Annotated in this window: 17 protein-coding genes and 1 riboswitch; of the genes, 8 read left to right on the plus strand and 9 right to left on the minus strand. The window is 70.9% G+C overall.

Going from position 1 to position 19,696, the window contains the following annotated elements:
* Nucleotides 1–176 precede the first annotated feature (176 nt).
* From FH608_RS06375 to FH608_RS06390, 4 genes are read right to left on the minus strand one after another with little or no spacing between them, the layout of a single operon-like run.
* Entirely contained in the window at nucleotides 177–2,384 is a 2,208-nt protein-coding gene (locus tag FH608_RS06375; protein ID WP_139629363.1) for a heavy metal translocating P-type ATPase, read from the minus strand.
* Nucleotides 2,385–2,401: 17 nt separating this feature from the next.
* Nucleotides 2,402–3,358 (minus strand): hypothetical protein, encoded by a 957-nt coding sequence (locus FH608_RS06380; RefSeq protein WP_139629365.1) that lies wholly within the window; start codon nucleotides 3,356–3,358, stop codon nucleotides 2,402–2,404.
* Complete coding sequence (locus tag FH608_RS06385) at nucleotides 3,355–3,567, minus strand: heavy-metal-associated domain-containing protein (protein WP_139629367.1); 213 nt, start codon at nucleotides 3,565–3,567, stop codon at nucleotides 3,355–3,357. Before FH608_RS06385 ends, FH608_RS06380 begins: the two co-directional genes overlap by 4 nt.
* Before the next feature lie 24 nt (nucleotides 3,568–3,591).
* Nucleotides 3,592–3,873: a metal-sensitive transcriptional regulator gene (locus FH608_RS06390; RefSeq protein WP_139629369.1), complete on the minus strand. Its 282-nt coding sequence runs from the start codon at nucleotides 3,871–3,873 to the stop codon at nucleotides 3,592–3,594.
* 352 nt (nucleotides 3,874–4,225) lie between these two features.
* Nucleotides 4,226–4,367, plus strand: a riboswitch (cyclic di-AMP (ydaO/yuaA leader).
* 11 nt (nucleotides 4,368–4,378) lie between these two features.
* Here FH608_RS06390 and FH608_RS06395 point away from each other — a divergent pair.
* A complete protein-coding gene (locus FH608_RS06395; protein ID WP_193318261.1) occupies nucleotides 4,379–5,188 on the plus strand; it encodes a glycoside hydrolase family 25 protein in 810 nt (269 codons plus the stop codon).
* A gap of 213 nt (nucleotides 5,189–5,401) precedes the next feature.
* Here the strand turns inward: FH608_RS06395 and FH608_RS53750 are convergent, their stop codons facing one another.
* Nucleotides 5,402–5,536 carry a hypothetical protein gene (locus FH608_RS53750; RefSeq protein ID WP_264372877.1) on the minus strand — a complete coding sequence of 45 codons (135 nt, stop codon included), beginning with the start codon at nucleotides 5,534–5,536 and terminating at the stop codon, nucleotides 5,402–5,404.
* Between the two features lie 153 nt (nucleotides 5,537–5,689).
* Complete coding sequence (locus FH608_RS06400; protein WP_193318262.1) at nucleotides 5,690–6,814, minus strand: FAD-dependent monooxygenase; 1,125 nt, start codon at nucleotides 6,812–6,814, stop codon at nucleotides 5,690–5,692.
* Between the two features lie 64 nt (nucleotides 6,815–6,878).
* On the opposite strand from FH608_RS06400, the gene FH608_RS06405 reads away from it, so the two are divergent.
* Entirely contained in the window at nucleotides 6,879–7,331 is a 453-nt protein-coding gene (locus FH608_RS06405) for a MarR family winged helix-turn-helix transcriptional regulator (protein WP_193318263.1), read from the plus strand.
* A 17-nt stretch (nucleotides 7,332–7,348) separates the two neighbouring features.
* On the opposite strand, the gene FH608_RS06410 is transcribed toward FH608_RS06405, so the two are convergent.
* Nucleotides 7,349–7,744, minus strand: coding sequence for a hypothetical protein (locus FH608_RS06410; protein WP_139629376.1), 396 nt, complete (start codon nucleotides 7,742–7,744; stop codon nucleotides 7,349–7,351).
* Between the two features lie 101 nt (nucleotides 7,745–7,845).
* On the minus strand, nucleotides 7,846–8,454 hold the full coding sequence (locus FH608_RS06415) for a flavodoxin family protein (protein WP_139629378.1): 609 nt from the start codon (nucleotides 8,452–8,454) through the stop codon (nucleotides 7,846–7,848).
* Between the two features lie 133 nt (nucleotides 8,455–8,587).
* Between FH608_RS06415 and FH608_RS06420 the strand changes: the two genes are divergently transcribed.
* The 5 genes from FH608_RS06420 (at nucleotide 8,588) to FH608_RS06440 (ending at nucleotide 15,689) form a co-directional block, all read left to right on the plus strand.
* The gene (locus FH608_RS06420; RefSeq protein ID WP_193318264.1) at nucleotides 8,588–9,817 is read left to right on the plus strand and encodes a helix-turn-helix transcriptional regulator; all 1,230 of its coding nucleotides are present in this window, start codon (nucleotides 8,588–8,590) and stop codon (nucleotides 9,815–9,817) included.
* 142 nt (nucleotides 9,818–9,959) lie between these two features.
* Entirely contained in the window at nucleotides 9,960–10,472 is a 513-nt protein-coding gene (locus FH608_RS06425) for a GNAT family N-acetyltransferase (RefSeq protein WP_226899065.1), read from the plus strand.
* 158 nt (nucleotides 10,473–10,630) lie between these two features.
* Complete coding sequence (locus FH608_RS06430) at nucleotides 10,631–11,566, plus strand: sensor histidine kinase (RefSeq protein WP_193318265.1); 936 nt, start codon at nucleotides 10,631–10,633, stop codon at nucleotides 11,564–11,566.
* Between the two features lie 136 nt (nucleotides 11,567–11,702).
* Complete coding sequence (locus FH608_RS06435) at nucleotides 11,703–12,026, plus strand: hypothetical protein (RefSeq protein WP_139629386.1); 324 nt, start codon at nucleotides 11,703–11,705, stop codon at nucleotides 12,024–12,026.
* On the plus strand, nucleotides 12,027–15,689 hold the full coding sequence (locus FH608_RS06440) for a hypothetical protein (RefSeq protein ID WP_139629388.1): 3,663 nt from the start codon (nucleotides 12,027–12,029) through the stop codon (nucleotides 15,687–15,689).
* Between the two features lie 111 nt (nucleotides 15,690–15,800).
* Here the strand turns inward: FH608_RS06440 and FH608_RS06445 are convergent, their stop codons facing one another.
* Nucleotides 15,801–18,941 (minus strand): BTAD domain-containing putative transcriptional regulator, encoded by a 3,141-nt coding sequence (locus FH608_RS06445; protein WP_317135549.1) that lies wholly within the window; start codon nucleotides 18,939–18,941, stop codon nucleotides 15,801–15,803.
* 247 nt (nucleotides 18,942–19,188) lie between these two features.
* Between FH608_RS06445 and FH608_RS06450 the strand changes: the two genes are divergently transcribed.
* Complete coding sequence (locus FH608_RS06450; protein WP_139629391.1) at nucleotides 19,189–19,626, plus strand: ATP-binding protein; 438 nt, start codon at nucleotides 19,189–19,191, stop codon at nucleotides 19,624–19,626.
* The last annotated feature ends 70 nt before the right edge of the window (nucleotides 19,627–19,696 follow it).

Consider the following 19,696-nt stretch of genomic DNA (forward strand, 5'->3'; position numbering starts at 1 on the left):
CAGATCTCGCCCCCGTGGTACCGGCTATACCCGCCGGGGGCTGAGGCAGACGAAGCTTCCAGGCCCGCGACCGAGGAGCGATCATGGATCACGTCGCCCAAGGCCGCGCGGTGACGCACCGGTGCCACCACGGGCGCTGAGGTGGCCGGAGGATCGTCTCCGGCCACCTCTTGGGATCACGAGAAGCGGCGCAGCCGCAGGCTGTTGCTGACCACGAACACGCTGGAGAACGCCATCGCGGCTCCGGCGATCATCGGGTTGAGCAGGCCGAGCGCGGCCAGCGGCAGGGCGGCCACGTTGTAGGCGAACGCCCAGAACAGGTTGCCCTTGATCGTGGCCAGGGTGCGCCGTGACAGCCGCAGCGCGTCGGCCGCCACCCGCAGGTCGCCCCGTACGAGCGTGAGGTCGGAGGCCTCGATGGCGGCGTCGGTGCCCGTGCCCATCGCGAGCCCCAGGTCGGCCTGGGCCAGCGCGGCGGCGTCGTTGACGCCGTCGCCCACCATGGCCACCACCTTGCCCTCGGCCTGCAGCTGCTTGACCACGTCGACCTTGCCGGTCGGCAGCACGTCGGCGATCACCTCGTCGATGCCCACCTCGGCCGCGACGGTCCTCGCCACCGCCTCGTTGTCGCCGGTCAGCAGCACCGGGGTCAGCCCTAGCGCCCGCAGCTCGGCGATGGCCTGCCTGCTGGTCGGCTTGACCACGTCGGCGACCACCAGCACCGCGCGGGCCTTGCCGTCCCAGCCGACCGCCACCGCGGTGCGGCCCTTGGCCTGCTCGGCCTCGAGCGCCTGCCGGAGGCCGGCGGGCAGGTGCTGGGACCACTCCTCCAGCAGCCGGGGACGGCCGACCAGGACCGCGTGACCGTCCACGACGCCCTGCACGCCGAGCCCTTCGACGTTGGCGAAGTCCTCGACCGTGGCGTCGGAGCCGGCCTCGCGGGCGACGGCCTGGGCGATGGGGTGCTCGGAGGCGTGCTCCAGCGCGCCGGCCAGCCGCAGGACCTCCTCGCGGGTCTCGCCGTCAGCCAGGTGCACGGCCACCAGGGTCATCTTGCCCTCGGTCACGGTGCCGGTCTTGTCCAGGACGACGGTGTCGACGCGGCGGGTGGACTCCAGCACCTCCGGGCCCTTGATCAGGATCCCCATCTGCGCCCCTCGCCCGGTGCCGACCAGCAGCGCGGTCGGGGTCGCGAGGCCCAGCGCGCACGGGCAGGCGATGATCAGCACCGCCACCGCCGCGGTGAACGCCGCCGCCGCCCCGTTCCCGGTGCCGAGCCAGAACCCCAGCGTGCCGACGGCCAGCGCGATCACGATCGGCACGAACACCCCGGAGATGCGGTCGGCGAGCCGCTGCACGGCCGCCTTGCCGGTCTGCGCCTCCTCCACCAGCCTGGCCATCTGGGCCAGCTGGGTGTCGGCGCCGACCCGGGTGGCCCTGACGATCAGGCGGCCGCCCGCGTTCACCGTCGCCCCGGTCACCGCGTCGCCGGGGCGGACCTCGACGGGCACGGACTCGCCGGTCAGCATCGAGGCGTCCACCGCGGAGGTGCCCTCGACGACCACGCCGTCGGTGGCGATCTTCTCCCCTGGGCGTACGACGAAGGTGTCGCCCGCCTTGAGCTGGTCGGTGGGGACGCGGCGGCCGTCGGCCAGCTCCACGTCCTTGGCGCCCAGCTCCAGCAGCGCCTTGAGCGCGGCCCCGGCCCGCCGCTTGGAGCGGGACTCGAAGTAGCGCCCGGCCAGGATGAACGCGGTCACTCCCGCGGCGGCCTCCAGGTAGATGTTGCCGGAGCCGTCGCTGCGCGCGATGGTGAGCTCGAACGGGTGCGTCATCCCGGGCATGCCGGCCGTGCCGAAGAACAGCGCCCACAGCGACCAGCCGAGCGCGGCCAGCGTGCCCATGGAGATCAGGGTGTCCATGGTGGCGGCGCCGTGCCGCAGGTTGGTCCAGGCCGCCTTGTGGAACGGCCAGCCCGCGTACACCACCACGGGCGCGGCCAGCACCAGCGACAGCCACTGCCAGTACGTGAACTGCAGCGCCGGGACCATGGCCATCGCGATCACCGGGACGCCGAGCACGACCGACGTGATCAGCCGCTGGCGCAGCGTCCGCAGCTCGTCCTCCGGCTCCCGCGCCGGCGCCTCGGCAGCGGGCGGGGCGGGCAGCTCGGCCGTGTAACCGGCCTTCTCCACCTCGGCGATCAGCTGCTGCGGGTCAACGCCCTCGGGGAAGGTGACCTTCGCCTTCTCCGTCGCGTAGTTCACCGTCGCCGTCACGCCGTCGAGCTTGTTCAGCTTGCGCTCGATCCGGTTGGCGCAGGAGGCGCACGTCATGCCGCCGATCGTGAGCTCGACTGCTTTACCTTCGGTCAAAGCGGACATCACCCCTCCATTCCCGCTCAGTGCGTGTGATCACCGTGGGACGGGCCGGCGCTCGGCTCCGTCGTGGGCTCCGTTGTGGGCTCGGGCCGGCCGGTTCCGGCCCGGGCGGTGAAGTCGGCCGTACGGACCTCGTCGCCGTGCTTGAAGTCCAGGAACAGCCGGTAGTCGCCGCTGCTGGGCACCTCCGCGTAGAACGTGATGTCCGGCCCCGCCCTGTCGCTGTCCTCCGGGTGGACGTGCAGGTAGGCCAGGTCACCGGCCCGCAGGGCGACCAGGTGTCCGTACGCGCCGAGATACGGCTGCAGGTCCGTCACCGGTTCGCCGTCCTTGCTGACGCTCAGCGTCAGTTTGCTGGCCTGGCCGGGGATCAGGTTACCCGCCAGGGAGACGGTGTAGCCGTCGACGGTGGCCGTGCTGCGGGCCTCGGGCAGCGCCCGCGGCTCGTAGTCGCCCGCGACCAGCAGGTCGGTGCCGAGGGTCAGGCCGGTCCCGCCGGTGGGGAGGAAGTCGGCGAAGGCGCGGTAGGCGCCCGGGTCTTTCAGCGTCAGCCGTACCGACCAGACGCCGTCGCCCGCCTCGACCGGGTGCAGGTGCCTGAACGTCGTCAGGTCCCGGGAGACCACGATGAAGTGCAGCTTCTTGTCGTGCTGCACCTGGAAGTCGGTCACCGGCTCGCCGTCCGGCCCCGTCACGGTGAACCGGAAGTCGGTGGGCTCGCCGGCCTTGACGGTGGTCAACGGGTTGAGGGTGTAGCCGTTCTGGGACACTTGGAGCCCCCCGGGGGTATCGTTCGGCGCCGAAGAGGCGCCTGCGTCGTGGCCGCCGTGGCCGGCGGGAGTCGCGTGGGCCGCCTCGTGCCGGGGCTCGGCCGGGGCGGGCCCGGCCTCCCCCACCGCGCTCCCGACGCCCAGGGCGCCGCCGAAGACGACGGCCAGCCCCACGACGTAGGCGCCCAGTTTGGTGGCCGCGTTCATGCCGGATTCGCCACCTCGTAGCCCGCTTCCTGCACGGCGGCGACGATCGCCGACGCGTCCACGGGGCTGTCGCTCTGCACGGTCATCAGGCCGCCGGCGAGGTCGACCTCCACCGAGGTGACCCCGGCGACCTCGCTGACCTCCTCCTTCACCGAGCTCACGCAGTGGCCGCAGGTCATGCCCTTGACGGTGTAGGTAGCGGTAGCCATATCGGATCAACCCTTCTTCGTGTGTCAGGAGCGGACGAGCCGCGCGATGGCGTCGGAAGCTTCCTTGACCTTGGCCTGGGCCTCGGGGCCGCCCTTGGCGGTGGCCTCGGCGACGCAGTGGGCCAGATGGTCCTCGAGCAGCGAGATGGCGACCGACTGCAGGGCACTGGTGGCCGCCGACACCTGCGTCAGGATGTCGATGCAGTACTTCTCGTCCTCGATCATCCGCTGCAGGCCGCGCACCTGGCCCTCGACCCGGCGCAGCCGCCGCAGCTGGTCCTGCTTGTGATCGCTGTAGCCGACCATGTCTCCCCCTTCCGACACCTTGAACGTACCATACCCCCCTACCGTATTCCAAGCCGCCACTTCGAGCCCGTCCTCACCCCGGAAACGACGCCACGTCACAGGAGTAACTCGAGGGCGTTTTCTGAACGGGGCCCGCTGCGGCCGGGCCGCAAACCTTTACCAAGCCGGAAACCCCGGCAGGCACGGGGTTTCAGCGCCATTCACGCGCCTGCCCGCGCAAGTCCGATTTATCCCTACTTGCGCCTTCTGTGGCGATATGTATATGTTTCGCGCAATTGCGGCATTGATCTGGCGATCCCTCACCGCGTCCCTGCCGCATCGTTGACCGGACCCGGACGCCGTCCTCCCTGACGGCGTCCGGCCGCCGAATCCGCGCCACGCGGAACCGGGGACCCACCTTCCGGGGTGAATCGGGCACCAGCCCAGCTGGGCCCGTAGGGCACTTCCACGCCCGAACCCGTCAGCTAACCCGGTAGGCGGCATGGAAGCAAGGAGTCAATGCCCCATGCTCAAGCCCAGGCTTGCCGCATTCACCCAGACCCTCACGGACCGCCTCGACCTTCTCAAGCACCGCATCGACCTGTCCTCCAAGCGCCTGCGCTTCGTCGTCGCCGGCACGGTCCTGCTGGCCGGAACCGCCTCCGTCGCCACCGTCACCGGCACCGCGCTCGCGGCTCCCGCCGCGCACGCACCCGAGCATCCCCCCGTACAAGAGGCGCAGCAGGCCGGGGCCCTCACGTACGGCCTGGACATCTCCAACTACGAGCCCCTGTACGACTGGAGCGACAGCCAGGCCCAGTTCGGCATCATCAAGGCCACCGAGGGCACGGACTTCCGCGACGCGTCCTTCGCCCGGCACTGGCACGAACTCGGCCAGAAGGGCATCGTGCGCGGCGCGTACCACTACGGCCACCCCGCCAACGACCCCGTCGCCGAGGCCGAGCACTTCCTGTCGGTGCTGAACTCGCAGCCCGCCAAGCCCGGCGACCTGCTGGTCCTCGACCTGGAGACCACCGACGGGCAGTCCGTCTCCGCGGTCAACTCCTGGGCCAAGACGTGGCTGGCGCACGTGAAAGAGCGGACCGGGGTGACCCCGATGTTCTACAGCGGCTGGAACTTCGCCAACACCTACGGCCACGGCCTCGCGGAATACCCCCTCTGGGTGGCCCACTACAGCAAGGACAAGGGAACGGTCAGCCCGCCCGCCGACTGGAAGTCCTGGACCATCCACCAGTACACCGACTACCCCATCGACCAGAACGTCTCCGCGCTCTCCGCCGACCAGCTCCGCGACCTGGGCCGCCAGACGGCCTGACCATCGCCGCGACCGTCGTCCTCCTCAGCCCTTGATCGCACCCACCAGCCCGTTGACGAAGTACCGCTGCAGGAGCAGGAAGAGCGCGGTCACCTGGAGGACGATGATCAGCGACGCGGCCATCACCTCGTTGTAGCGGGGCACCTCGCTGGAGATCAGTGACTCCAGGCCGAGCGGCAGCGTGAACGATCGGACCGGCGTAGGCGAAACGCTTCACTGGACCCTCCTGAGCAGGCGCGCGTTGGCCAGGGTCAGCAGGACGGCGCCGGCGAAGAGCAGCCAGCCCGGCGCGCTCGCGTGGCCGAGCGACGGCGCCAGGCCCTTCATGAACGCCAGCCGGTCGGCCATCAGGCCGAGCACGTCGGTGTGGCCGCCCGACCCTGACCGTACGTGACCCGCAGGGCCTGACCGGGACCGTCAGCCTGGTGATCACGGTCGCGGCCAGGAACGCGTACCTGGACCGCACGGCGTACTGGGTCGGCCGGTTCGCGGCGGCCGGCTTCAGGCAGGGGCCAGGGCCGTGAGACGGTTGCTGAAGCGGGCGAGCATGGCACTTTGGGACGTCTCGGAGAGCAGCCGGCCGACCAGCGGCGGAATCCGCCAGTTGGCCGGGCTGCGCCGGGCCAGCCGGGAGACCAGGGAGACGTGGGGGTAGCGGGCCCTTTCGTAGGCGCGCAGCCGCTCCGCCACGTCGCCGCCCTGGGCGAGCGAGCGCCCGAGCACCCACACGTCCTCGAAGGTCTGGTTGGCGCCCTGCCCGAGGGTGGGCGGCATGAGGTGGGCGGCGTCTCCGAGCAGGGTGATCCGGCCCTTGCCCCACACCCGGCGTACCTTCTGCCAGTGGTGGCCGAAGAAGTCGAGGTCGTCCTCGGACGCCTGGGCCAGCACCTCGGGGACGGGCGAGGCCCAGTGGCCGAAGCGGCGCCGCAGCATGGCCAGGGGCGCGGCCGGGCGTGGCTCGCCGGGGGACCAGCGCACGTCGAACCACCACTGGAGCAGGCCGTCCCCGGCGGGGATGAGCCCGCACGCGCCCTCGCGCCCCGTGATCATGAGGTGCACGTGGGTGCGGGTGAGCTCGATGTCGACGGGGCTGAGGGCCTGCCAGGTGCCGAACGTGGCCGTCCGGATGGGGACGTCGCCCCACAACGCGCGCCGCACGACCGAGTGGTGGCCGTCGGCGCCGATGAGCAGGTCGCCCGTGGCGGTCGAGCCGTCGTCGAAGGCCGCCGTGACCCGGTCGCCGTCCTGGTTCACGGCGCGGCAGCCCGTGCCGTACCTGATCAGGTCGCCGGGCAGCCCGTCGGACAGGCGTTCCAGCAGGAGGCGGCGGGAGATCGACCTGCTGGGGAAGCCGTAGCGCGCGGCCGCGTGCGCCATGTCGGACCTGAGGCGCAGCCGGCCGTCGGCCGTCAGCGCGTCGATCCGGTCGAACCGGCCGCCGACCCCGTCGAGGCTGATGCCGAGATCGTCGAGTACGGCGGCGCCGTTGCTGAAGATGGTCAGCCCGGCGCCGCCCGTGCGCATGGCGGGCGCCTGCTCGTAGACCCGTACCTGGTGACCGGCGGCCAGCAGGCTCCGCGCGACGGCCAGGCCACCCACGCCCGCGCCGATGACGAGAACGTCCACCGTCACCTCCACATCGAAGATACTTCGATTCAAAGATACATTGATATGGAGTAGATTGGGGCGGGTGGCCGACAAGCATCCAGAAGAGGACGTCTTCCGCGAGTTCCTCATCGCGGTCATGCTGCACATCGAGGCGGTCGGCGACCGGCTCGGCGTGCACCACGTCGACGTCGCCGCCCTGATCCTGCTGGAGATGCGCGGGCCACTCCCCGTGGGGGCGATCTCCGAGGAGCTGGGGCTCCCGTCCGCGTCCACGACCCGGCTCATCGACCGCCTGGAGAAGGCGGGCTACGTACGGCGGGTGCGCGGCGAACGCGACCGGCGCAAGGTCACCGTCGAGCTGGTCGAGGACGGCATGGCCGCGTACCACGCCGCCCGCGAGACGTCCGAGCGACACCTGCAGGAGATCCGCGCGCACTACACGGTGGAACAGGTGCCGTTGATGCTGGGCATGCTCACCCGCGTCGCCCGCGCCTACCGCTCGGCGACCAGGGAACTACGCGACGATCCCGCCTGAACCGCGCGGGCCCCGGGTCAAGGCTGCTCAGCTCGCGGCGCGGGCTTGAGCTTCCCGAGGACGCGCGCACGGAGCGAGCTCGCGAGCAGACCGAGGGGCGCCGTGATCATGAAGCCGGCCATGACAGGGACCCCCAGGGCGAGGTAGAGCTCGGGGCCCTTCTCGGACACCCAGGTCTCGGGCAGAAGCTGGGAGAGCGTCAGCATGACGAAGGGCGCCACCAGTCCGATGACCAACGCGCCCGGCAGCCGGGCCAGGAACGCGCCCAGCGCGCTGAGTGGGAACGGTGCCAGCAGCACCGTCGTCGCCAGCTGGATCTGGTCGTCCTGCTCGGGCGCCGGCAGGTGGACCAGAAGCACAAGCGAGACAACCACGCCAAGCCCGGCAAGAGCCGACCTGAATAAGAAGCTCACCGGGTCAGTATGGCGCGGCATTCACGAGGCGGAATCGGCGAGTTCCGTGAGTGCGGATTTTCATGGGGCGTCGTCAATGCGATGGAGAGCTGCCACCAGCCTCACCTCTCACCCGTACCGCTGGCTGGCTCGGAGAGACGCGCGGTCTCGAGGAGGCGGGCCTGTTCGGCCACCCGCTTGCCGAGGTGCTCGGCGGTACGGAGGTCCGATTCGGACATCTCCTCCGGCCCCTGGTCCACGTTGGAGGACGCGGCCGCCCCCAGCCACACCCCAAGGCGGTTGAGGTCGCTGACCGAGCCGGTACTGGAGTTCCAGCCCGGCAACAGGTCCAGCCCCACCCACAGCATGCCGTGCTGGGCGGCGAGCAGGGCCATGTACTGAAGCGTGTGCAGCTTGTCGCCGCTCTTGGATCCCGAGTTCGTGAAGCCGGCCGCGAGCTTGTCCTTCCACGCCTGGCGCTGCCAGCGAGCCACCGAGTCGCGTGCGAAGGTGTGGAATTCGGGGCTGGCGGACCCCATGTACGTCGGCGAGCCGAAAACGATCGCATCCGCCGTATCCAGCAGCTCCCACTGGCCCTCGGTCATCGTATCCACGGACAGCAGCTCGGCCTTGACCCCGTCCACCGACGCCGCACCGTAGCGCACCGCCTCGGCCATCCGCGCGGTGTGCCCGTAGCCGCTGTGGTACGCCACCATCACCAGTGCCGTCATATCGGTCTCCTCCCTGATCGGCCGGATGCCAGCATCGCCACGCCGGCGCAGGGGCGGACCACCCGCTTGGACAGGGCCGGCCCGCTCGAACGGGTGGCAGGACCTTGCCGGCGGCGGGGTTAGCATGCGCGCTATGAAGGAGGAACTGAGCGCCTTCCTCGACATGCTGCAGGCCCCGCTGGAGGAGGTCCTGCCCAGGCTGTCGACGTTGGTGGCCGAACTCGTTCCGCACAAAGGGATGGTCACGTTCACCGGTGACTGCTTGGTGAGGCCGTCGCTGCACACCCATGGTTTCGACGCGGTGAGCACGGACGAACTGGCCCGGCTGGCCGAACTGGTCAGGGTACGGCGGTCGTGGTTCGGGCGTGTGGCACTGGCGGGGACCGAACGGCCGGTGCTGGCTGTGACGATCAGCCCACCTGGCATGGCGCGGGGGTTCGTCGCCATCGCGCTCTCCGCGCCGGACGAGCCGTCGCCGGAGGCCGTGCGGACCGTCCGCCGGCTCTTCGAGCTGGTGACCGTGCAGGTGAGCAACCGGATGACGGCCGCCGAACAACCCGCCGCGGCCGGTATTCCGTCCCCCTCTGTCGCCGATGCCACCGAGGCACACGCCACCACCCTCACCGCACTGCTGGGCGTCCTGCGGGCCAAGCGGCTCGACGACGCCACGGCCCGGCGCACCGCCATCGAGCTGGCGGTGCCCGCGCTGATCGAGGCGCGGGCGGGCGGGGAGCGCAGGCTCGACCAGGAGCCCGCCGGCGAGGCATTCGCCGCCGTGGCAGGCAAGCTCGACGTGCTCACCCGCTATCACGACATCGCCCTGGAGCTGGAACCACCTCGACCGCAGGACCGGCCACTGCCCGGGACGGTGGCGAGGGCGGCCAGGGCGATCGTGCGCGCGGCCATACTCACCATGCTCCAGCAGGGAGCGTTGGGGCGGATCAGGCTGGCGTGGCAGGTCGAGGACGCGCAGCTCGTGGTGAGCGTACGCGACGACGGGCCCGGCGCGATCACGTCCGAGGATCTGGGCGTCCATCGCCTCCTTGAACGGGCCGTCGAGCTCAACGGGACCGTCACCGTCGACTCGGTGCCACACTGGGGTACGACGATCACCGTGGTCCTCCCGCTGTCCCAGAGCCCCGCACTCGAACGCCCGGCCGGCTCGCTCGATTCGCTCAACCCGCGGGAGCAGGAGGTTCTGGAGCAGCTCACGCTAGGGCACCGAAACCGGGTGATCGCCCACCACCTCGGCATCAGCGAGAACACCGTCAAGTTCCACGTGGCCAACATCCTGGGCAAGCTCGGGGTCGGCTCACGCGGCGAAGCCGCCGCGCTCGCCCTCCGCCCGCAGGCCAGGCCATAGGGGACCGCCCGCACGGCGCCGTTCCGCATCCTCCCCGGCGTCGCGCGCCGCGAGCCCGGAGCCCGATAACTGTTCGACGCCACCCGCTCTCGCGGGCACCATGGTCGCCATGCCAGGACTCATCGACCCGACCAGCACGTTGATGGCGTCGTTCCTGGCCGCCGTGGCCGAGTTCCGCGCGGATCTCGAATATCCGGCTTCCTGGTTCGTCGAGGATGTCGACCCGCAGGCTCTGGTCGACCCGGCGGCCTTCGAGGCGTACACCGCACGCTTGGTGAACGAGCGGACCGCATCGGGCGTACGGCCCGGTTTCGTGCCGATGACCACCCTTTGGTGGGTCGACCGCGGGCGATTCCTGGGAAGGCTGGCCATCCGGCACCGGCTCACCCCCGTGCTGGAGCAACTCGGCGGCCACATCGGCTACGACGTCCGCCCCAGCGCGCGCCGCCAGGGCCACGCGACGGCCATGCTCGCCGCGGCGCTGCCGATCGCCCGGTCTCTTGGCATCTCTCAGGCTCTGGTGATGTGCGACAAGTCCAATGTCGCCTCACGACGAGTCATCGAAGCCAACGGCGGACAGCTGATCGACATCACCGAGCACAAGCGCCGCTACTGGGTCCCGACCGCGAGATCGTCCACGGACACGGACGGTTGAGGCCAGGCGGGCGGGGTCAGCGGCCTTACGTGCTCCGGCGGCCATCGCCGCGAGCGACAGCAGACCGACAGCCGTCACCCCCTTTCCGACAGCCCGCCGACAGGGCCGTACGGCAACGTGGATATCGACCAGTAATGGCGGTATGGAGGAACGACGAGATGGACAAGCACGCTGACCTGGCCGAGGTGGCGACCCTTGCACGCTCGGGGCCGATCCTCACGCACCCGCGTACCGGCTGCTTCGACCACGCGGCCCGCCCGGGTCTGCCGCAGCCGCGGGTCGCTCTCAGGGCGGAGACGGCTGACCGGTTCGCGGCCGGCGGTTGCGCGGAACACGTGGCGCGGGTGACGGAGTGCACGGACGGTGTGCCCGAACGGATGCGGCAGTTCGCCTCCGACGCCTCCCACGAGCTGCGCACCCCGCTCGCCGGGCTGCGCGCGGAGCTGGAGGAGGCCCAGCTGCACCCCGACCAGACCGATCTGGCGGACCTGTTCGAGCGCGCCCTGAGCGACGTGGCGCGGCTGGAGGGCATCGTCGCCGACCTGCTGCTGGTGGCCCAGGTGGGGGCGAGCACGGCCGCGGAGCACGAGACGCTCGATCTGGCCGAGCTGGTACGAGCCGAGCTCTCCCGCTGGCCGGACGGCGTCGAGATCGAGCCGGCGCTCCAGCCGGAGGCCACGGTCGACGCCGTACGCGGCCACATCAACCGGCTGCTCGCCAACCTGCTCGCCAACGCGCAGCGCCACTCCCGGCAGAGGATATGGGTCGAGGTGCGCCGCGACGGCGACACCGTGGAGCTGGCCGTCTCCGACGACGGCGCGGGCATTCCCGAGGCCGACCGCGAACGCGTGTTCGATCAGTTCGTCCGGCTGGACACCGCGCGCAGCCGCGACAAGGGAGGCACCGGGCTGGGCCTGGCCATCGCCCGCCGCATCGCCATGGCGCACGGCGGAACCCTCACAGTGGAGGAGTCGTGCGTGGGCGGCGCTCGCTTCGTGCTCCGCCTACCGGCGGCCGACGCCCCCTCGGCGCTGCCGGCCAACGGTGCGAGCGCTGAGGCCACGCCTGGTGCGCCCTGGGCGGATCGCCCTTGAATGTGCATCTGCATGGGTCCTAAGATCGTGAACACTTTCAGTCTGGAAGATGGAGACGAGACGACCTACGTGGAAGGCGGGCGGTGCAGGCCCACGGACCTGGCCGGCCAACTTTTCAGTGGCACGGAGTACGACAATGCCGGAACAGCCCGATGAGTTGGCGTTCGCCGAGCAAGAACTGCTCGGCATCGCCCGCGAGGTGGCCAAGCTTGGCGGCGGGCTGGACACGGTAGGCACCGATCACCACACCGCCACCGCGGCCACCTGGGCGGCGGTGACCGACGACGAGTACGGCCGAGCGTTCCGCCGGGTCCACGAGCCCCGGTTGGAGGCGCTCAACCAGCTGTTGACGCTGCTCGCCCGGCAGGTGAACGAGCGCGTCGACGAGGTCGGCGTCCAGGCGCGGGGCACCTACAGAAGGGCCGAGGACGATTCGACCATCCGCACCGCGGAGGCGTGAATGAGCCTGACCGGGCTGCCCGCTTCTCTGGAGGGCTACCTGCTCGGCGGGGTCTACCCCCAGGCGGAGTGGGAACCGTGCAACGCGCGTGCGGAGGAGTTCGACAGGCTCGCCGAGCGCCTGCGCATCTTGCGCGAGGAGCACGGCGACCGCGTCAACACCGTCCTGGCCACCGGCACCTGGTCCGGCCCGGCCAAGGCCGAGTTCGAACGGCTGTGGCAGCAGCTGAACTCGGCCCCCCAGCACGCCGGGACCCCCGCAGGCAGGGCACGTCAGGCCACGAGCGCGGCCGCCACCGGCCAGAGAGCCGCTCAGACGGTGCAGATGCCCTCCGACGGGCTCGGCTGGCTGCACCTGTGCGAAGCCGAGTGCCGCGCCACCGCGGCGGCCCTGCGCCAGCAGACCAAGACGACCGAACTGGTCCGCTACGAGATGCGTGTCACCGCGCTCGTCGTGGCCGCCCTGTTGATCGCATATCTCGTCTGGCGCCTGGCCAACCCCACAGCCGCCGAGATGTGGCGGCAGAAACTCCTCCGCCACTATCGCGACGTCCTCGTCGCCATCAAGAACGGCGGCCTCCGCGCCATCCTCCAGCAGCTGGGCAAGGCCTCCATGGTCAGCGCCGTCGTGGGCGCGGTGATCGGAGCGCTCATCCCGCTGCTGGCGCACGTGTGGGCGGTCAGCGACGGCAAGGCCAAGTGGAGCGACCTCGACCTGAACCGCCTCGGGCTGGCCGCCCTCGAAGGCGGGATAGCCGGCGCGATGTTCCCCGGAAGCGAACTCGCCCTGGCCAAGATGTTCCCCAACCTGTCACGCGGAGCCGCCACGCTGATCATCTCCGCGGTCAGCGGCGCCGCCGTCGCCACCGGGGAGATGGTCGCCACGGGCGACTGGAGCACCGAACGCTTCCTCCAGGCCACCACCAGCTCCCTCATCGGCGGGCTCGGCCCGCTCGCCAGCGGCCACGCACTCCCCGAGGCCCACGCCACGAGCGCTGCGGCCGGCGCCACGCGGACCGCTCACACGGACACCACCGCACCCCCCGCCCACGTCCCGGACGGCGGCGGCGCGCCGATCCACGCCTCACCCGCGCGCCACGAGGGCGCTCCACCCCCTCTCGACCCCATCGACGGCAGACCGGGGCAGGACTGGGGTTCCACCACACAGGCCGGCAACCACAGTGATTCCCCCACCGTACGGCCCGGCGGCCCCGAGCCAAGGGCGCCAGGACACGGCGAGAACACCACCCTGGCAGCCGGCGCCGCCCCGGACGCGCATCCCGCCCCGGTCCACCACAATCCCGGTCCCCGCGACCACGGCGATACGACTTCTGCGGGGACAACGGCACCGCAGGCACACAACCTTGCTCAACCCGGCGAGACCACATCCGGCGCACCCCCCGGCGCATCCGGCCCGCACATCACGCACGGATCAGCGGATCCCGGACACCGAACCCTGCAGAGCGCCGCCCCCTCGCAGGAGGTAGCCACCACGGCTCACCCCGCGGAAGAGGTTCGCAGAGGGGTGGGCCTCGCGCACCAGCATCTGCCGGGCCGGATCACCGTCGGCGAGGCACGGGCGCTGAGCGGCCTCGCCGACATGCTGCCCGGCCTTGAAGGCCGCACGGAGACGGCGTCGAATCCTCCCGTGATCAGGGAGATCCTTGGAGCGCGTAGCAACCGGCAGCTCATCGCGGAGTTCCTGGACGCCGTGCGCCGCGGTGACCACGCGGTCCTGGACGCGAGCAACCCGCACCAACTCGCCCGGGCACTGAACGACAACCTCATCGCGCGTACCGGCCTGGACGCCGACGCGCCCCGGAGCGGTGACCGGCCAGGGGGCACGTGGCGGACGCGGAGGCCGGAGGATCCCGCCATCGTCCAGGAAAGGACCGGGCGGGCCATCGCCGAGCACGCCGGACACGACCCGAACGCGTTGACCACGGCGGAGGCTCGGCTGCTGGCCAGGCTGGACGCGATCTCGCCCGGCCTGAAAGCGGGAGACTGGAACGGAGGGCTCGTCCACCCCGACGCTCCCAGGCTGTGGCGTGAGATCAGCGATGGCCATTTGCGGACCTGGTCCAGCGCTGCGGACGCCGACGCCCAGGGACGGTACCGCGCCTCCGCGCTGACCGAGGTCTACCTCGACGCACTGCGTTCCGGCGACGAGGCCGTCGCCACGGCGCGCACGGCCGCCGAGATCGATCAGGCGATCCGCGGCTTCATCCACAGGAGGGTCGGGGAGAACCTCGCGCTGGATGCGGGCCTGCCCGAGCTGACCGCCACGGAAATATCGCACCTCGCCGACCTCGGCCCGCTCCTGGAGGGCGGTTGGAGCCGGCTGGGCGGGAATCTACTCGTTCGTGAAGAAGGGATTCTGCACACCAACGCGTGGGGTGACCGGTCCTACTCAGTCATCGGTGAAGCCATCGCTGACATGGGCGGCAAGCGCCACTTCGCCGAGCTCTATCTGGAGGCCAGGCGTAACGGCGTGGATCTCACGCAAGAACTCGTACCGAGCGTCAGCCATTACGACTACCTGCACCGGAACGACGACATCTACCGGCTCGGCGCCAAGCTGAACGCCTACCGCATCGAACGGACGCTCAGCGCGATGCCCGACCTGCCGATGACGGCGGCGGAGAAGCACACCGCCAGGGCCATCGCCGATGATGTGCTCAGGCGCGCCCAGCTCGACCGGCGGCTCGAAAAGCGGGAAGGCGATTTCCTGCCGAATCATCTCACTCTCGGGTACGACCACGAGTTCTGGAGGATGGGGTTCGACGCGGCGGAGGCGCGACTGGTGCGTGACGAGCTGCTCCCCCGGCTCTTCACGCTGAGCGGGTACGAATCCTTCGGCCACAGCTCCGCCGTGGCACCCACGCACCCGATGGCCCGGCTCGCCAACGCCCTCGGCGACGCCGAGCTGATCACCACATACATCGACGCGTGGAAGGCGGCCAAGCGCGGTGACGCCGACGGCCTGGCGGTCATCCACGCCGCCGACCCTGGCACCCTGGAGTCGGCCATCCGCGGGTTCACCGACGTGCACGAGAAGATCGGCTCACGGGTGATGCACGAGACCGGCTTCCTCAGCCGCGACACAAGCCGCACCATCGCCGACTTCTGCCCCGACCATCGAGCCCTCGGCCGTTTCGACCAGCTCATGGGCAGGTCGGACACCGATCTTCCAGGCCCGCTGAAGGATCTCGCCCGGCTGGTGGGCGGCGTCGACTTCTTCGGCACACCGGAAGACATGACGATCATGACCGGCGCGCTGCGCATGGGGCCGCCGCGTTCGGCACGTGAGACCCTGCACCGGCTGTTCATCGCCGCGGCCGGCTGGCACAAGCACGGCTACGACGCCGTCGACCCCGACCCGCGGCGGCTGCAGGACCTGCATGCGGCACTGGACGCGGACGATCCCGCCCTGGTGGCCATGGCGTTGATGGACCATGTGGTCAACCACCCGGACCAGATGTGGCGCATGGATTCCGGCATGGTCATGGCGCGAGTGAGCGAGCTCGGGGCCGCACGGCAGCCGGTGAATCTGGAAGCGCTCGCCTGGGAGCTGGAGGAGGCCCGCAGGCGTGGCGCCTCGTGGAATGTCGCCTACCTGGACGACATGATGAAGCGGCTGCTCGGCCTTGAGGATCTGGACTGAGGACCTGGACTGAGGATCTGGACTGAGGTCTGTCCGACGCGAGCCGGGCGGCCCTCGTCCGAACCCGTCCGCCATGGTGGCCGTTCCCGAGAGCTGCGGGCCGTAGCCCGTTCATCGCGAGCGCGGCATCCTCGCCACGCAGTCGCCGGGCGTCAGCCTGGCGCCGCGGTCGAACTCGGCGGCGAAGGCGTCCTCGCCCAGGGCGGCCTGTGCCCTGGCGGTGATCCGGTCGACGTCGCCGCGTTCGGCGGCGGGCATGGGCGCTCCGGCAGAGCGCCTGGCAGCGTCCGCGGCCCCCAGGAGCCCGGCCGCGTGGTCATGGTGTCCGAGCAGGGTCTGGGCGCCGGCCAGCCCCTCCAGCGCGAGCGCGAGCGCTCGGGGGTCGCCGGTGGTCTCCGCGTAGGAGAGGCCGTCCAGATGCCGTGACAGAGCCGTCTCGCCGTCGCCACGCTGTTCGGCGACGAAGCCGAGCTCGGCCAGGAAGAACGCGGGACCTTGCGCGAAAGCCACGTGCCGGTACCGGTCGAGCATCTGCTCCATCCTCTTCTCAGCGGCGTCGAGCTTGCCTTCCCGGCGATCGATGAGGGCGAGACCCACTTCGCAGTGGAACTTCCCCGTCACGTAATGCTGCTCGACGGCCAGCCTCTGGGCTCGTTCGTGCAGCTCCCGTGCCTGTACGAAATCACGGCGCAACAGGGCGAGCCGGCCGAGCGCGACGATCCGGTCAGCGACATCGGACCAGAGCCGCAGCTCTTCGGCCATGTGCAGTCCTTCGCTCTCGAGCCGGACGGCTTGCGCGTAGTCGCCAGTGGCCTCGGCCAGGTACGCGAGCGGGCGGATGGTCTGCAACTGGCCCCAGCAGTCGCCGAGCTGCCGGAACAGCCGTGCACTCTGCTCACCGTACTGCCGGAGAGCCCGCAGGTCGCCGCTCACCATGGCCTGGACGGCCGCGGTGCCGAGCGCGGCGGCCGTCCCCCAGCGGTCGTCGAGTTCCCGGAGTGCGGCCAGCGCCCGGCTGACGAGCTCTTCGCTGGCGGCCAGATCGGTGGTGCTGGTGCACAGGGCGAAGCCGAGGAGCCACTGCGCCCGGGCCCGCCGCACCGGGTCCTCGATGTCGGCGAACTCCCGGTCGCAATCGTAGGTTCGGAGCTTCCGGTCGATGCCTTCGCCGGCCAGCAGGCCCAGGCCGGCCCGCCAGACCTCGGCAGTGGCCCGCAGGTCGGCCGGCGCGTCGCCGTCCGCCTCCAGCGCTCGGTCGAGCGCTCTACGCACCTGGCCGAGGCGGCCGAGCAGGAACCAGCACCACGCCAGGTCGGTGGCCAGCTGGAGCGCGCCGGTGGAGTCGCCCTGGCGCGCCAGGCCGTCCAACGCGCTCCACAGGTTGGCGCTCTCGCGGTCCATGCGGTCGAGCCATTCGCGCTGCTCGTGCCCGCGCAGGCGCGAGTCGGCGCGTTCGGCCAGCGCCCTGCAGTACTGGTGGAAGCGGTGCTGCACGCGATCGAACTCGCCGGCTTCGCGCAGGCGCTGCCGGCAGTAATGGGCCACCGTCTCCAGGAGCCGGTAGCGGGGGCCGTCGGGGTGCTCGGTCATGGTGATCAGCGAGCGGTCGACGAGGCGGGCCAGCACGTCGACGACGTTGCCGGGGTCGATCTCGGCGCCGGAACAGATCGTTTCCGCCGCCCCGAGGGTGCACCCGTCGGCGTGGACGGCCAACCGCCGCAGGACGACCCGCTCGGGCTCGGTGAGCAGGTCCCAGCTCCAGTCGATCGTCGCGCGCAGGGTCTGCTGGCGCCTCGGAGCGTCCCTGCGGCCGGTGGCGAGCAGCCTGAACCGGTCGTCGAGGCGGCGGACGAGCTCGCGCACGCCCAGGGACGGGACCCGGGTGGCGGCCAGTTCCAGCGCCAGGGGTATGCCGTCGAGCCGACGGCACAGTTCAGAGATCTGCCGGGCGTTGCCCGCGTCCAGGCTGAAGGTGGGCGCCACGGCGGCGGCGCGCTGCCTGAACAGCTCCACGGCGGCGCTCTGCCCGAGCGGCGGCACAGGCCAGACCGTCTCCCCGCCGAGTGCCAGCGGCTCCCGGCTGGTGGCCAGGATCCGCAGATCCGGTGCCGCCCTGAGCAGCAGCTCGACCAGCTTGGCCACCGATTCGATGACATGCTCGCAGTTGTCGAGGACGAGCAGCAGGCGCTTGGCGCGCAGCGCGTTGGCCAGCAGCTCGCTGGGCGAGACGGACGCCTCGATCGCGGCGTTGTCGTCACGGAGGCCCAGAGCTGCGGCGACGGTGCGCGACAGCGCGTCCGTCGTGGGCGGCGACTCGTCGCGGTGGTGTCCGGCGAGCTCGACGAGCCAGACGCCGCCGGGATGGTCCGGCCCGGCCCTACCGGCCGTCTCTATGGCCAGCCGGGTCTTTCCCACTCCGCCGGGGCCGGTGAGAGTCACGAGCCGTCCCGCCCGAAGGAGCCATTGCAGCTCTTCGATCGCCTCGGTCCTGCCTATGAGGCTGGTGAGTGGAGTGGGCAGGTTGGTACGTACGGGCGTGACCGACGGAACCGGCGGGCTCAGCGCCGAATCCTGCTCCAGGATGGCCTGGTGCAGAGCGGCCAGCTCCGGGCTGGGGTCCAGCCCCAGCTCCTCGGCCAGCTGTTCGCGTAGCCGCGCGTAGGCGGCGAGGGCATCGCCCTGCCGTCCCGCGCGGTAGAGCGCGCGCATGTGCAGCGCGCGTAGCCGCTCGCGCAGGGGATGGCGGTCCACCAGGTCGCTCAGCTCGCCGACCAGCATGACGTGTTCGCCGAGTTCGAGACGGGCCTCGGCCAGGACTTCCACGGCGGCCAGGCGCTGCTCTTCCAGACGTTCGGCGGCCCCCCGGGCGAAGTCCTGGTCGGCGAAGTCGGCGAAGGCCGGTCCGCGCCACAGCTCCAGCGCCTGCGTCAGCAGCGCGGCGCCGGCCCGGGGATCCTTGGTCTCCTGCGCCTGGGAGGCCAGCGCGGCGAAGCGACCGGCGTCCGTCGCCTCCTGCTCGACCTTGAGCAGGTATCCGGGCGGGCGGGACACGACGAGATCCTGAGCGCCCGCCTCTGCCTGCTCCAGTGCGTGCCGCAGCCGCGACACCTTCAGTTGCAGAGCGCCGGCGGGGTTGGCGGGCAGGTCGTCCCCCCACAGATCGTCGATGAGGCGGTCGGCGGGGACGGAACGGCCCTGGTGCGCGAGCAGGTCGGCGAGCAGCGCGCGCACCTTCTTCTCCGGGACCGCCACCGTTTCACCCTCGGCCGTCCACACCTGCACAGGGCCCAACACCCCGAAGCGCATATTCCCAGGTTAGCGCCGTTACCGACAGCGAACCGACACCTCTGACCACCGTTCCGACAGCGGTTCGAAAGGCGCTGCAGGCAGTCTGGAAAGCGAAGGAACAGCACAGGTCGGCTCGCGTACGGCGGGCGTCGGAACCGCAGCGCTCGTCCCGCCGCCGTAAGCCGGTCCTTGAGCCGGAGGGAGCCTCGAGATGGTCACGAAGCTCGGGTCCTCAGGAGATGGCCACACACGGGAGTTCCCGGCCATGCTGGAAGAGGTCCGGCGCGTTCGCCAGTTCGCGGCCGGCGTCGTGGCCAGCCACCCATGCGCGGACGAGGTGCTCCTGGCGGCGTCCGAACTGGCGGCGAACGCTGTCGAGCACTCCACCGCCGACCGTCACGGCCGGATCAGAGTGCGCGTCGTCCACGTCGCGGACGCCGTCCACATCGAGGTCGAAGACCCAGGCGGAGCCGGCGCGCCGCAGCTCGGCCGGGGAGGTCAGGAGGCCACGCGGGGACGCGGCCTGCTCCTGGTCGACAACCTCTCGCGCGACTGGGGCATCACCCACGACCGGAACCGCACCAGGGTCTGGTGCGAGATCGGCTGCGCCTGCACCGGCATTCCGGTCATGGGGGAGATGGCCGCATGACACTGTCGCCGAGCAGGCCGTACCGATTTGCCTTGCCACCGGTGTCAAGCTTCTACGGTAATCGCAACGG

Source organism: Nonomuraea phyllanthi, from assembly GCF_006334985.2.
GTDB classification, from domain to species: Bacteria; Actinomycetota; Actinomycetes; order Streptosporangiales; family Streptosporangiaceae; genus Nonomuraea; species Nonomuraea phyllanthi.